This window comes from Microbacterium sediminis (genome assembly GCF_004564075.1).
Lineage (GTDB): Bacteria > Actinomycetota > Actinomycetes > Actinomycetales > Microbacteriaceae > Microbacterium > Microbacterium sediminis.
This window is the reverse complement of sequence record NZ_CP038256.1, coordinates 99,356-112,801: the sequence shown is the minus strand read 5'-3', so window position 1 is coordinate 112,801 and position 13,446 is coordinate 99,356. Positions and strand designations below refer to the sequence as shown.

Here is a 13,446-nt window from a genome sequence, read left to right as displayed (position 1 = left end):
CGCGTTGATCGATGACGGCAAGCCCCTCTTCCTCCAGATCGCCGAGCGGGTGGAGGACGAGATCGTGGACGGCACCCTCGCCGAGGAGTCCCAGGCCCCGTCGACCAACGAGCTCGCCGCCTTCCACCGCATCAACCCGGCCACGGCCGCGAAGGGAATGAACATGCTCGTCGAGAAGGGCGTGCTCTACAAGCGCCGCGGCATCGGCATGTTCGTCGCGCCCGGCGCCCGCGACCTGCTCCTGGCCGAGCGCCGCGCCGCGTTCGCGGACGGATTCGTCCGCCCCCTGCTCACCGAGGCCCACCGCATCGGCCTCTCCCCCGACGACGTCCGCGCGCTCATCCGCGAGCACGCAGCCCAGACCACCCCCTGACACGGAAGGACCATGATGGATCCCGTCATCGAGGTGCACAACCTCACCAAGCGGTACAAGGACAAGCTCGCGCTCGACAACGTGAGCTTCCGGATCGAGCGCAACACGATCTACGGCTTCCTCGGCCGCAACGGCGCCGGGAAGACGACGGCGATGTCGATCCTCACGGCACAGAACTTCCCCACGAGCGGCTCGGTGGCGGTGTTCGGAGAGAACCCCTACGAGAACGCCCGCGTGCTGAGCCGGATGTGCTTCGTGCGCGAGAGCCAGAAGTATCCGGACGAGGCGAACGCGAAGACCGCGCTGGCCTCGGCCCGGCTGTTCTTCCCCAACTGGGATCAGGCCCTCGCGGACGAGCTCGTCGACGAGTTCCAGCTTCCGATGAAGACCGTCGTGAAGAAGCTCTCGCGCGGCCAGCTCTCCGCCGTCGGCGTGATCATCGGGCTCGCCTCGCGCGCCGAGATCACCTTCTTCGACGAGCCGTACCTCGGCCTGGACGCCGTCGCCCGGCAGATCTTCTACGACCGCCTGCTGCAGGACTACGCGGAGCACCCGCGCACGGTCATCCTCTCCAGCCACCTCATCGACGAGATCTCCAACCTCATCGAGCGGGTGCTCGTGATCGACGACGGGCGGATCCTGATGGATCAGTCGGTCGACGACGCGCGCGATCAGGCGACGAACATCGTCGGCGAGGCGTCGCTCGTCGAGGGCTTCATCCGCGGTCGCGAGGTGCTGCACCGCGACGCGCTCGGACGCGTCGCCTCGGTCACCTTCCTCGGGCAGCTCTCGCCGACCGAGAAGCAGGAGGTCCGCGAGGCGGGCCTCGACCTCGCCCCCGTGCCGCTGCAGCAGCTAATCGTCCGGATGACGCAGCGGGGATCCGGATCGGCATCCCCCTCCGGCGACCTGAACGAGATCCCCACCGAGACCGAAGGAGCCCTGCGATGACCGCCGTCGCCGCGCCCGCCCGCAGCGGGACCCGAAGCCGCACGCTCAACGTCGTGCGCCTGCAGCTGATCAACTCCCAGTCGCTGATCTGGGTGCCCCTGCTGATCCTGGCCGGGACGCTCGTGATCTGCCTGTTCATCTTCGCGATGATCCCCGGGGACGGGGTGAAGCCGACGGGCGCCGCGAACGCGCCGCTGTGGTACTTCGCCGCGCTGGGGATCCAGGCGATGACCCTGTCGTTCCCGTTCTCGCAGGCGATGAGCGTCACGCGCCGGGAGTTCTTCGTCGGCACGGTGATGTTCGGTGCGATCGGCTCTGCCCTGATGGCGTCGCTGTTCCTCGTGCTCGCGCTCATCGAACAGGCGACCGGAGGCTACGGGATGAACGGCATGTTCGCCTACCTGCCGTGGCTGTTCGAGCCCGGATGGGCGTCGGCGTGGCTGTCGTACTTCACGATCACGCTGTTCCTGTTCGTGATCGGGTTCTGGATCGCGACGCTCTACAAGCGGTTCGGCACCCTCGTGCTGAGCATCGTGATGACGGCCCTCGCGCTGGCGCTGGTGATCGCCATCTTCATCATCACGCGCACCGGATCGTGGCCGCCGATCATCGAGTTCTTCGCCGGCCTCGGCCCGCTCGCGTTCACGCTCTACGGGCTGGCGCTCACCGCCGTGATCGCCGTCGGCGCCTACCTCACACTGCGCAAGGCCACGGTCTAGCGCGTTGCGCCGGCGGGCGCGCCTTCACGCACAGATCTCGCGCTTCGTCACAGGAATCCGACCGGATCCTGGGAGATGTCGCGAGATCTGTGCGTGTGCGCGCGGCTCAGGCCGACTCGGCCTCGCGCTGCAGCGCCTCGAGCTCGGCCTCGGTGGGCACGTAGCCCTCGATGTGCCGCTCGTCGGGGCCGTTATAGGCGGCGAGGGGGCGGATCAGCGCATTGGACGCCTGCTGCTCCATGACGTGCGCGGTCCAGCCCGTGATGCGGGCGGCGATGAACAGCGGCGTGAACGTGAGCGTGTCGAAGCCCATCAGGCTGTAGGCCGGGCCCGACGGGTAGTCGAGGTTGGGGTAGATGCCCTTGCGCTCGACGAATTCGCGCTCGAGGGTGCGATACAGCTCGAGCACGTCGGGCCGGTCGTAGTGCTCCGCGAGGCTCTCGAGCGCGGCCTGCATCGTGGGAACGCGCGAGTCGCCGCGCTTGTACACGCGGTGGCCGAAGCCCATGATTTTGCGCTTCTCGGCGAGCGCCCTCTCGAGCCACGGGACCACGTTCGACGCCTCGCCGATCTCGTCGAAGATGTCGAGCACGGCCTCGTTGGCGCCGCCGTGGAGCGGGCCCTTGAGGGCGCCGATCGCGCCGACGACGGCGGAGTACAGATCGCTCAGCGTCGAGGTGATGACGCGGGCGGTGAAGGTCGAGGCGTTGAACGAGTGCTCGCCGTACAGGATCATCGAGCGGTTGAACGCGTCGACGACGGTCGGGTGGGCCTCCTCGCCGAACGTCATCCAGAGGAAGTTCGCGGCATAGTCGAGGTCGTCGCGGGGCTCGATCAGCTCCTGGCCGCGGCGCCGGCGCTGCCCGTAGGCGACGATCGCCGGCTGCATCGCGAACAGGCGCTTGCTGCGCTCGAGGTTCTCCTCCGGCGTGCCCACGGCCTTCAGGGCGGACGCCCCGGCGGTGTCGCCGGCGCCGATCACGCTGACGGCCGTGCGCACCTCGTCCATCGGGTGCGCCTCGAGCGGCAGCAGATCGATCACCGCACGGACCTCGGGGGTCAGCGCGCGGTGCTGCCGCTCGGCGGCGCGGAAGGCGGCCAGCTCCTCGTCGGTCGGCAGCTCGCCGTGCCACAGCAGGTGCGCCACGGCCTCGAACGGCTGCGTCGCCGCCAGCTCCTGCACCGGGTAGCCGCGGTACAGCAGGCTGTTCGTCTCGGGGTTGACCTTCGAGATCGCGGTGTGGTCGACGACGACCCCCGCGAGCCCCTTCTTGATGTCGTCCGTCATGCTGCTCCCTTGCTCGGTACGGCGTCGAGCCTACGGCCGCTCGTTCTCCTCGGCGCCCGCGGCGACGTGGTGGCGGATGACCTCGGCCACCACGAACTTGAACCACTTCTCCGCGAACTCCGGGTCGAGGTGCGCGGCCTCGGCGAGCTCGCGCAGGCGCGCGACCTGGCGCTCCTCGCGGCCCGGGTCGGACGCGGGCATGTTGTGCGCGGCCTTGAGGTGGCCCACCTGCTGCGTGGCGCGGAACCGCTCGGCCAGCAGATAGATCAGCGCCGCGTCGATGTTGTCGATGCTGGCGCGCAGGCGCAGCAGGGTCTCGCGGGGGTCCTCACCGGCAGCCGTCATGCTCCGAGCGTACCGACGTCGGGCCGGTCTCCGGCCTCGGATCAGGCGACGGGCAGGAGGCAGGTCGGCGCGGGGTAGGCCAGGCGCTGGCGGACCCGGCCCGGGAAGCCGGTGCGCTCGTCGACGGGAAGCGACACGATCTCGTCCGATCCCTGTCCCGCGACCAGCAGGGTGTCGCGCACGAGCACGTGGTGCCGCGGCTTGACGATCCCCGACTCGGCGAGCGCGACCCGCTCGAGCCGATCGCCGTCACCGCCCACGCGCAGCACCGAGATCGTGTCGCTGCCGCGCAGGCCCGCGTACAGGTACCGGCCGTCGCGCGAGGCGGCGAGCTCCGCGGCCGCGTCGCCCTCGGCGGCGCCGGTCTGCGCTCCGGCGCGCAGGCTCCAGCGCCCGTCGGGGCCCTGCGCGAGCACGAACACCTCGCACGAGAGCTCGGTGACCACGTGCAGGAAGCCGCTCGGGTGCAGCACCATGTGACGCGGCCCGGAGCCGAAGGGCAGCACGACCTCGTGGTCGGGTACGAGGCCGCGCGGCCCGACCCGCCAGAAGCGCACGAGGTCGTATCCGAGGTCGGTGGTCGCGATGCGCCCGTCCGGCAGGAACAGCGCCGCGTGGGCGCGCGAGGGGCGCGGCTCGGACGGGTCCGGGGCGTCGGGCGCCGTGCCGGCGCGCGCGGCGAGGAGCCCCCGCACGGCCGGATCATCGAAGGGGCCGGTCCTGCCGCCGAGCAGCGCCCGCAGCTCGGCCGCCGGGTCGGAGCCGTCGTCGGTGCCGGCCAGCATCGCCGCGATGCGCGACGGATCGCCGCCGCCCGACACGAGCGCGCCCAGGTCGACGGCGCCCGACCAGTCGGGCAGCGAGGGCTCGTCCTCGCCCGAGGCCTGCCGCAGCAGCCGCGCGGCGATGTCCGCCGGGTCCTCGCCCGCCGCGACGGGATCGGCGGCGTCGTCCCCCGGGACCGACGAGACCGGATCGGCGGGGCGGTACGGATCGCGCGCCGCGGGGGCGAGGGCGGGCTCGCCGAGGCGGCCGTCGCGCGCGAGAGGCACGTGCACCACGCGGCCGTCGCCCCAGCACGAGGCGACGAGCCGCGAGCCGTCGGGCGCAACGGCGACGTGGCAGACCGCCTCGCCGGCCTCCACCGATCCGATCGGCTCCAGCGTCGCCTCGCCCGTGCGCCGGAAGGCCGCTACCCGCTGCTCGCCCTCGAGCGCCGCGTACACCACCGGCGCCGAGGGGTGGCGGGTGAGCCACGTGGGCGAGAGGGCCTCGACGGCGTCGCCGCGGTGCGCCAGCGCGCCCGACGCGAGCGGCGAGTCGGCCTCGCCCGCGGTCACCACGCCGATCCCGACGCCCTCGCCGCCCATGTCCGATCCGCGCCCGCCGATGAAGAACCTCATGCGCCCATCCTGCCCCGCCGCGGGCGTGGTCTCGACCCGGCGGCTGCTCAGTCCACGAGGTCGTGGCGCACGATGACGGCGTCGCGCGAGGGGCCGACGCCGATCACCGAGATGCGCGTGCCGCTCATCGCCTCGAGCGCGAGCACGTAGTCCTGGGCCGTCTGCGGCAGCTCCTCGAAGGTGCGGCAGCCCGAGATGTCCTCGCTCCAGCCCGGGAAGTGCTGCAGCACGGGCTTGGCGTGGTGGAAGTCGGACTGGTTGACCGGCACCTCGTCGAAGATCTCGCCGTCCACGTCGTACGCCACGCAGACGGGGATCTGCTCGAGCCCGGTGAGCACGTCGAGCTTGGTCATCACCAGGTCGGTGATGCCGTTGATCCGGGTCGCGTAGCGCGTGATGGGCGCGTCGTACCAGCCCACGCGGCGCGGGCGGCCCGTCGTGGTGCCGAACTCGAAGCCCTTCGCGCGCAGCCAGTCGCCCTGCTCGTCGAACAGCTCGGTCGGGAAGGGACCGGCGCCCACGCGCGTCGTGTAGGCCTTGACGATGCCGACGATCCGGTCGAGCCGGTTCGGGCCCACCCCCGATCCCGTCGCGGCGCCGCCGGCCGTGGCCGACGACGACGTCACGTACGGGTACGTGCCATGGTCGACGTCGAGCATGGTGGCCTGGCCGCCCTCGAACACCACGACCTCGCCGCGCTTGAGGGCCTCGTCGAGCAGGTAGCCCGTGTCGGCCACCATGGGGCGCAGCCGCTCGGCGTACGACAGCAGGTCGTCGACGATCTCGTCGACCGTGATCGCGCGGCGGTTGAAGACCTTCACGAGCAGGTGGTTCTTCTGGTCGAGCGCGCCCTCCACCTTCTGGCGCAGGATCGACTCGTCGAAGAGGTCCTGCACCCGGATGCCGACGCGGCTGATCTTGTCGGCGTACGCGGGCCCGATGCCGCGGCCGGTCGTGCCGATCTGCTTCTTGCCGAGGAAGCGCTCGGTGACCTTGTCGAGCGTGCGGTGGTAGTGCGTGATGAGGTGCGCGCTGGCGCTCACCTTGAGCTTCGAGATGTCGACGCCGCGGGCCGACAGCGCGTCGAGCTCCGCGAAGAGCACCTCGAGGTCGATGACCACGCCGTTGCCGATGACCGCGTTCACGCCCGGCGAGAGGATGCCTGAGGGCAGCAGGTGCAGGGCGTACTTCTCGTCGCCGATGACGACGGTGTGGCCGGCGTTGTTGCCGCCGTTGAACTTGACGACCCAGTCGGTGCGATCGCCGAGCAGGTCGGTCGCCTTGCCCTTGCCCTCGTCTCCCCACTGGACGCCCACGATGACGATGCCCGGCACGGTTCCCCCTCTGATCGGGTGCGTTACCCGTCGATCCTACCGAGCGCCCCTGACGCGCCCGCCCGCGTCAGGCGGCGGGCGTGGCGGACGCCTCGATCTCGCGGAGAACGTCCACGACAATCCGCTGGTGTTCCTCGTCAGGGAAGACGACGTCGATGCGCGTGGACTCGCGATCCGTGTAGGGGCTGTCGAAGAGGCGCCTCGGGTCCATCTCGCCTCTGCTGGTGAGCTCGTCCACCACCATGCGCAGGAACTCCATCTGACCCGAGGTCAGGCCGCCGAATGCCAGTCGGGCGGAGAACGCGGCTTCGGCCGCCGAGCGGTCGAGACCGACCAGCGAGCGGACGAAGATGCCGAGTCCTCGATCGCCCGTCACCCTGGCGAGAGCCTCCGGCGTGCCCTCCCCCTGCTCGATGAGGATGCGCTCGAGTTCGCCGAGGTCCGTCTCGGTCAGCGGCAGATTGCGGCGCAGTCTCTGGATAGCGAGGTGATCGCGGTGCGCGCGGATGTATGCCGTGACCTTCTCGCGGAAGCGAGCCTGGTCGACCCCGACGGCGACGATCGGGAGGTCGACGCCGCGCCGCTCGCCCAGATCGTCTGCCCAGTCCACGACCACGACCTTGCGCTTCTTCCTGTCGAGGAACTGCACGAGGCCTCGGATCGCGCGTCGCGCGTGCTCGAGCATCGCCAGCGTGACGCCCTCCCACCATTCGTCGCTCGTGAGCGCCTCGAGAAGCTCTGCCTGGTCCGCGACCTGGGGGACCGCGAGCTTCTCGAGCAGCAGCCTCGCCACCTGCTGCACGTTGTCGCGCATGCGACGCGCGGTCGCCTCGTCCCCCTCGAGTTGCGCTAGGTGTGATGTCCAGGGACGTTGTTTCGGCGACACGGCTGTGAGGAGCTGATGGGCGAGGGCCTCCGGTTATGAAGTGGAGCTGTTGAGTTCAACCGCTTCACGAACCAGGAGGCCCTCATGTCCCACGCTAACGCTGCCCTGACACCACGCGCTCGTCTTCGGCTGGCGCGCCTGATCGTCGAGGACGGCTGGCCGCCGTCCCTGGCGGCGAAGATGTTCATGGTCTCGCCCGTCACAGCCAGGAAGTGGGCTGCCCGGTTCCGAGCCGAGGGGCCGACCGGGATGACGGACCGATCGAGCCGCCCACGGTCGATGCCGGCGAGGACACCGCTGCCCGTGGTCAAGAAGATCGTGAAAGCGAGGTGGCGACGCCGTCTCGGCCCGGTCCAGATCGCTGGCGAGCTCGGTCTGCCCGCCTCGACCGTCCACGCAGTCCTGGTGCGATGCCGGATCAACAGACTCAGCCATATCGACCGGGTCAGCGGTGAGCCGATCCGCCGGTACGAGCATGATCATCCCGGCTCGCTGCTCCACGTCGACGTCACCAAGTTCGGCAACATCCCCGATGGCGGCGGGCACCGTTACGTCGGCCGAGTCCAGGGCGAGCGCAACCGCGAGGCCACCGCTACCCGTCTGCAGAGCCGGAACCACCGCTATGAGCCGCGCCTGGGCACCGCGTTCGTTCACACCGTCATCGACGACCACTCCCGCGTCGCCTACGCCGAGATCTGCTCGGACGAGAAAGCGGACACCGCGATCGGTGTCCTGCGCCGCGCCGTCGCCTGGTTCGCCGACCGTGGCGTCCGCGTCAAGCGTGTCCTCTCGGACAACGGCTCCGCCTACAAGTCATATGCCTGGCGCGATACCTGCACCCAGCTCGGAATCACGGCGAAGAAGACCCGCCCCTACCGGCCGCAGACGAATGGGAAGATCGAGCGGTTCCACCGCACCCTCGCCGATGGTTGGGCATATGCCCGGTTCTACGGATCAGAAGCCGAGCGCCGCGCGGCGCTTCCGGGTTGGTTGCACTTCTACAATCATCACAGGCACCACTCCGCGATCGGAGGCCCGCCTATCAGCAGGATCGAAAACAACCTACCTGGACATCACAGCTAGGGCGTGTTGATCAAGAGGTTCCGCTCCTCGGTGGGTGAGTCTTGAACGGTGACGCGACAGGAGATCTCTGACGAGGTGTGGGCCGTGATGGAGCCGTTGATGCCGACGGTGACCGGTCGGTCGCGGCCGTGGACGGATCACCGGCTCGCTATCGAGGGGATGGCGTGGAAGTACCGGACCGGTGCGCCGTGGCGTGACGTTCCGGAACGGTTCGGGAAGTGGAACTCGATCTACAAGCGGTTCAACCGGTGGGCCGGGGACGGCACCTGGCAGAAGCTGCTCACCGAGGTGCAGAAGCAGGCCGACGCCGCTGGGGAAATCGACTGGGTCGTCTCGATCGACTCCACGATCGCGCGCGTGCATCAGCACGGCGCGACCCTCGCCCGGGACACAGGGGGCTGTGCCGAATCACAAGAATCCGTGGTCCGAGCCGCCTGATCACGGGATCGGACGCTCCCGCGGCGGGCTGACGACCAAACTGCACCTGGTCTGCGACGGGCGCGGCCGGCCGCTGAGCATGATGATCACCGCCGGGAACATCAACGACACCACGATGATGAGCGCGGTGCTGGAGAACATCCGCGTTCCCCGCGACGGGAAGGGCCGCCCCCGCACCCGCCCCGACCGGGTGCTCGCCGACAAGGGGTACCCCTCAAGGGCGAACCGCGCCTGGCTCCGCGACCGGAGGATCGCGGCGACCATCCCCGAGCGGGACGACCAGATCGCGCACCGCCGCAAGAAGCCGGGCCGGCCGATCGCTTTCGGCGACAAGCAGAAGGAACGCTACAAGGGACGCAACGTCGTAGAACGCTGCTTCAACCGTCTCAAGCAGTGGCGCGGCATCGCGATGCGCTCGGACAAACTCGCCCGCAACTACCGAGCCGCCGTCAGCCTCGCCGCGGCGCTGATCTGGATCAAGACCGATCTCCGCTGAGCGCTTCGCGCTCCTGCAGCGTGCGCTCAAGCTGTCCCACCGTCGGCGCACCCGCAAAGCCGCGCTCGGTCAGATAGACCCTGCACGCCAAGTCGGCAGTGTTCCCCTGGGACGGGAACAAGTCCTGACCGTCCAGAAGAATCGTGGGCGAGCCCGCGAAACCAGAGCTCACCGCCTCAGCCTCGGTGCGGATCAACACGAACTCCACCGGAACATCGCCCCGTCCGATCGAGTCGAGCACCAGCCGTACTCGATCGCCCGCCTCCTGCCAATTCGGGCAATCCTCGATATGCAGCACCTGGATCTTCACACGCCCATTCTCCCGCGCAACTCACGGCGGCTGGCCACCCCGCACCTTCTTGATCAACACGCCCTAGCTGTGATGTCCAGGGACGTTGTTTCGGCGACACGGCTGTGAGGAGCTGATGGGCGAGGGCCTCCGGTTATGAAGTGGAGCTGTTGAGTTCAACCGCTTCACGAACCAGGAGGCCCTCATGTCCCACGCTAACGCTGCCCTGACACCACGCGCTCGTCTTCGGCTGGCGCGCCTGATCGTCGAGGACGGCTGGCCGCCGTCCCTGGCGGCGAAGATGTTCATGGTCTCGCCCGTCACAGCCAGGAAGTGGGCTGCCCGGTTCCGAGCCGAGGGGCCGACCGGGATGACGGACCGATCGAGCCGCCCACGGTCGATGCCGGCGAGGACACCGCTGCCCGTGGTCAAGAAGATCGTGAAAGCGAGGTGGCGACGCCGTCTCGGCCCGGTCCAGATCGCTGGCGAGCTCGGTCTGCCCGCCTCGACCGTCCACGCAGTCCTGGTGCGATGCCGGATCAACAGACTCAGCCATATCGACCGGGTCAGCGGTGAGCCGATCCGCCGGTACGAGCATGATCATCCCGGCTCGCTGCTCCACGTCGACGTCACCAAGTTCGGCAACATCCCCGATGGCGGCGGGCACCGTTACGTCGGCCGAGTCCAGGGCGAGCGCAACCGCGAGGCCACCGCTACCCGTCTGCAGAGCCGGAACCACCGCTATGAGCCGCGCCTGGGCACCGCGTTCGTTCACACCGTCATCGACGACCACTCCCGCGTCGCCTACGCCGAGATCTGCTCGGACGAGAAAGCGGACACCGCGATCGGTGTCCTGCGCCGCGCCGTCGCCTGGTTCGCCGACCGTGGCGTCCGCGTCAAGCGTGTCCTCTCGGACAACGGCTCCGCCTACAAGTCATATGCCTGGCGCGATACCTGCACCCAGCTCGGAATCACGGCGAAGAAGACCCGCCCCTACCGGCCGCAGACGAATGGGAAGATCGAGCGGTTCCACCGCACCCTCGCCGATGGTTGGGCATATGCCCGGTTCTACGGATCAGAAGCCGAGCGCCGCGCGGCGCTTCCGGGTTGGTTGCACTTCTACAATCATCACAGGCACCACTCCGCGATCGGAGGCCCGCCTATCAGCAGGATCGAAAACAACCTACCTGGACATCACACCTAGCTCACGGCGCAGCAGGAGCAGGTCGAACCTCTTCGCCTGCTCGTCGTCGTCGGCAACCGCCGTCGGCATGCCGCCCAGCGCGGCGGCGACGTCTCCCGCCTCGACCGCGCCGATCGGCGCCTGCCACGCCGCGATGTCCCGGTATCGCTCGATGAGCTCCCGGTGCGGGCGCGCAACGAACGACTCCGCGGGAATCCCGGCGACGAACTCGCTCAGCCACGCGGCGGCAGAGGCGCGGGCCTCCGCGTCGTCCGTACCCGGGGCGATCCTGCTGACGAGCGCCGCGCGCGTCGCGAAGAGTCGGCTGCCCAGTGATGCCGGCACCGAAGCAGCGCGATCGGCGGGCTCCATCCGGAAGAAGTCGAGGTTGCCGCAGAAGTCGAAGACCCGGAAGCCCGACTTGTCGTCCGTCGATGGGTCGCCCGTGTCGCCGAACACCCCCGGTGCCAGCCGCGTTCCGCGCCCGATCATCTGCCAGAATTTGGTCTTCGAGTGCACCTCCTTGAACAGCACGAGATTGAGCACCTCGGGCACGTCGATGCCGGTGTCGAGCATGTCGACGCTGATCGCGATGTGCGGGGCCTTTGCCGGCTGTGAGAAGTCGTCGATGAGGCGCTGCGCGTACGAGGACGCGTGTGTGATCACCTGCGCGAAGTCCCCACCGAGGTGGGGGTACTGCGCATCGAACCGCTCCTTGATGAAATCCGCGTGGCGCTGATTCTTCGCGAAGACGATCGTCTTGCCGAGTCGGTCACCTCCCGCCACCCGGTGGCCATGGGTCATGAGCTCGGCAAGCGCCTTGTCGACCGTGTCGGCGTTGAAGAGCGTGCGGAAGACCCGGGCCGCCTCGACCTCGATCGGCGGGTCGTCGTGGTCGCTCTCCTCGTCCCAATCCAGGGTGTCCCACTCCTCCCGCTCCTCCTCAGAGAGGTCGTCGTAGCGCACGCCACGGCGGTGGAAGCCGAGGTCATATGAGTAGCCCTCCGGCCCGACGAGGTAACCGTCCGCGATCGCCTCATCGAGCGGGTACGAGTCTGTGGGCACGCCGGGCTCGAGGCCGAACAGCCGGTACGTGCTCCGCGCGATGTCGTCCACGGGCGTGGCGGTCAGACCGAGCAGCAGCCCGTCGAACCAGTCGAACAGCGCGCCGTACTTCTGGTACACCGAGCGATGCGCCTCGTCGATGACGATGAGATCGAAGAACCCCGGCCCGAACCGCCGTTCGCCGCGCGGGCCCCGGTCGCCCTCGACGAGATTCATCATCGTCGGATAGGTGGAGAGGTAGACGCGGCCCTTGGTGACCCTGTCAGACGTGAGATTCGCGGTGGCGACGTCGGGAAGGTGCTCGGAGAACGCCCGCCCGGCCTGACTGACGAGCGCGGTCCGGTCGGCGAGGAACAGCACGCGCTTGACCCAGCCCTGCGCCATGAGCTGCTTGACGAGCGCGACAGTGGTGCGCGTCTTCCCGGTGCCGGTCGCCATGACCAGCAGCGCCCTGCGCTGGAGCGCATCGAAATGCTCCCCGACCTTCGCGATCGCGCGGAGCTGGTACGGACGCCCAGCGATGGCCGTGTCGACGGGCGCGGCCGTGAGCGGCCGCCGGAGCGCGCGGCGCCGGACCATCAGCTCCAGCTCGTCGCGCGTGTAGAAACCGGCGACGGCGCGCGGCGGATAGCCGGCGGCGTCGTCCCAGATCTGGTGCCGATCACCGTTGGACAGGAAGATGACGGGTCGCCGCCCCGTGACCGCCTCCAGCCGGTCCGCGTAGAGCTTCGCCTGCGGGCCGCCGGCAGCCGGATCTTTGATCGTGCGCTTCGCCTCGACGAGCGCGAGCGGAAGCCCGTCGGCGCCCCACAGCACGTAGTCGACGTACCCGACGCCCGACTCGTTCACGCCGGGGATGACCGGCATGCCCTCGACCCTGTACTCGCGGTCGCGGGGCTGATCGAGCGGCCATCCGGCCTCGTGGAGGAGGAGGTCGATGAGCTGACGACGAGTGTCGTCCTCGCGATAGTCGTGACTGTCCGCAGTCGTGTCCGCCGCCTGCGCCGCCGCGATCTGCTGCCGCAGCCGCGCGATCTCGGCGTCGCGCTCGGCGAGAGTCGCATCGCGCTCCGCGAGCGCCCGTTCCGCGGCCTCCTGATCCGCCTTGATCCGCTTTGCGAGCGCGATCTGCTGCTCGGCCGTGAGGGGCGCGCGGCGCTTCACGATCTCGACATCGAACCGCGATCCGAGCGGCGCCGCCTCGGGGAACGTCGAGTAGTGCTTGACGGTCCAGACCACGACGTCGAAGAGGTGCCGCAGCAGCTCGAGCGCCTCCCGCGACGAGAGCTTGCGCTTCTCGTGGACGGCGTCATTGCCGACTCGGCGGATGATGTTCATCTTCGCGTTCACGACGGACGTGCGCAGCTTGAACTGGTTGTCGTTCATCCGCGCGTTGAGATCGCTCCGGTACGGCTCGGGCAGACCGAAGACCTCGACGAACAGGTACTCGACGACCGCCTCCACCGCGCTGCGCGCGTACTTGCCCGCCGCCTGCGCGTCGGAGAGAACGTACGACTCCGCCCGCTGACACGCCTCATACAGCTCCGGCCACTCGTCGCGGATGAACCCGAAGTTGCTCACCGATCCCCCGAT

General features: G+C 69.2%; 13 protein-coding genes. 6 read left to right on the top strand and 7 right to left on the bottom strand.

The window, feature by feature from the left end; genetic code table 11:
- Positions 1–4 precede the first annotated feature (4 nt).
- From E3O41_RS00555 to E3O41_RS00545, 3 genes are read left to right on the top strand one after another with little or no spacing between them, the layout of a single operon-like run.
- Complete coding sequence (locus E3O41_RS00555; RefSeq protein ID WP_067028402.1) at positions 5–373, top strand: GntR family transcriptional regulator; 369 nt, start codon at positions 5–7, stop codon at positions 371–373.
- Between the two features lie 15 nt (positions 374–388).
- Positions 389–1,324 carry an ABC transporter ATP-binding protein gene (locus E3O41_RS00550; RefSeq protein WP_135012623.1) on the top strand — a complete coding sequence of 312 codons (936 nt, stop codon included), beginning with the start codon at positions 389–391 and terminating at the stop codon, positions 1,322–1,324.
- Positions 1,321–2,043 carry a hypothetical protein gene (locus E3O41_RS00545; protein ID WP_067028406.1) on the top strand — a complete coding sequence of 241 codons (723 nt, stop codon included), beginning with the start codon at positions 1,321–1,323 and terminating at the stop codon, positions 2,041–2,043. Before E3O41_RS00550 ends, E3O41_RS00545 begins: the two co-directional genes overlap by 4 nt.
- Positions 2,044–2,149: 106 nt before the next feature.
- Here E3O41_RS00545 and E3O41_RS00540 read toward each other — a convergent pair whose 3' ends face one another.
- The 5 genes from E3O41_RS00540 to E3O41_RS00520 all read right to left on the bottom strand — a co-directional run bounded on the left by E3O41_RS00540 (position 2,150) and on the right by E3O41_RS00520 (position 7,227).
- On the bottom strand, positions 2,150–3,331 hold the full coding sequence (locus E3O41_RS00540; RefSeq protein ID WP_067028408.1) for a bifunctional 2-methylcitrate synthase/citrate synthase: 1,182 nt from the start codon (positions 3,329–3,331) through the stop codon (positions 2,150–2,152).
- Positions 3,332–3,361: 30 nt separating this feature from the next.
- Positions 3,362–3,676: a chorismate mutase gene (locus E3O41_RS00535; RefSeq protein ID WP_135011770.1), complete on the bottom strand. Its 315-nt coding sequence runs from the start codon at positions 3,674–3,676 to the stop codon at positions 3,362–3,364.
- Positions 3,677–3,717: 41 nt separating this feature from the next.
- Entirely contained in the window at positions 3,718–5,079 is a 1,362-nt protein-coding gene (locus E3O41_RS00530; RefSeq protein WP_067028412.1) for a lactonase family protein, read from the bottom strand.
- A gap of 47 nt (positions 5,080–5,126) precedes the next feature.
- A complete protein-coding gene (locus E3O41_RS00525) occupies positions 5,127–6,413 on the bottom strand; it encodes an adenylosuccinate synthase (protein ID WP_067028414.1) in 1,287 nt (428 codons plus the stop codon).
- A gap of 67 nt (positions 6,414–6,480) precedes the next feature.
- A complete protein-coding gene (locus E3O41_RS00520; RefSeq protein WP_135011768.1) occupies positions 6,481–7,227 on the bottom strand; it encodes a type I restriction-modification enzyme R subunit C-terminal domain-containing protein in 747 nt (248 codons plus the stop codon).
- A gap of 156 nt (positions 7,228–7,383) precedes the next feature.
- Between E3O41_RS00520 and E3O41_RS00515 the strand changes: the two genes are divergently transcribed.
- The gene (locus E3O41_RS00515) at positions 7,384–8,382 is read left to right on the top strand and encodes an IS481 family transposase (protein ID WP_135011766.1); all 999 of its coding nucleotides are present in this window, start codon (positions 7,384–7,386) and stop codon (positions 8,380–8,382) included.
- An 87-nt stretch (positions 8,383–8,469) separates the two neighbouring features.
- Positions 8,470–9,316, top strand: a protein-coding gene (locus E3O41_RS00510) for an IS5 family transposase (protein ID WP_233449959.1) whose coding sequence is annotated in 2 segments (ribosomal slippage) — positions 8,470–8,775 and positions 8,777–9,316 — 846 coding nt in all. Because the reading frame shifts where the segments join, the coding sequence is not laid out codon by codon here.
- On the opposite strand, the gene E3O41_RS00505 is transcribed toward E3O41_RS00510, so the two are convergent.
- A complete protein-coding gene (locus E3O41_RS00505) occupies positions 9,297–9,626 on the bottom strand; it encodes a hypothetical protein (protein ID WP_026095586.1) in 330 nt (109 codons plus the stop codon). The two genes, E3O41_RS00510 and E3O41_RS00505, sit on opposite strands and share 20 nt — an antisense overlap.
- A 184-nt stretch (positions 9,627–9,810) precedes the next feature.
- Here E3O41_RS00505 and E3O41_RS00500 point away from each other — a divergent pair, with 184 nt between their 5' ends.
- Positions 9,811–10,809 carry an IS481 family transposase gene (locus E3O41_RS00500; protein WP_135011763.1) on the top strand — a complete coding sequence of 333 codons (999 nt, stop codon included), beginning with the start codon at positions 9,811–9,813 and terminating at the stop codon, positions 10,807–10,809.
- Here the strand turns inward: E3O41_RS00500 and E3O41_RS00495 are convergent.
- Complete coding sequence (locus E3O41_RS00495; protein WP_135011761.1) at positions 10,789–13,434, bottom strand: DEAD/DEAH box helicase family protein; 2,646 nt, start codon at positions 13,432–13,434, stop codon at positions 10,789–10,791. The genes E3O41_RS00500 and E3O41_RS00495 overlap by 21 nt on opposite strands.
- Positions 13,435–13,446 lie beyond the last annotated feature (12 nt).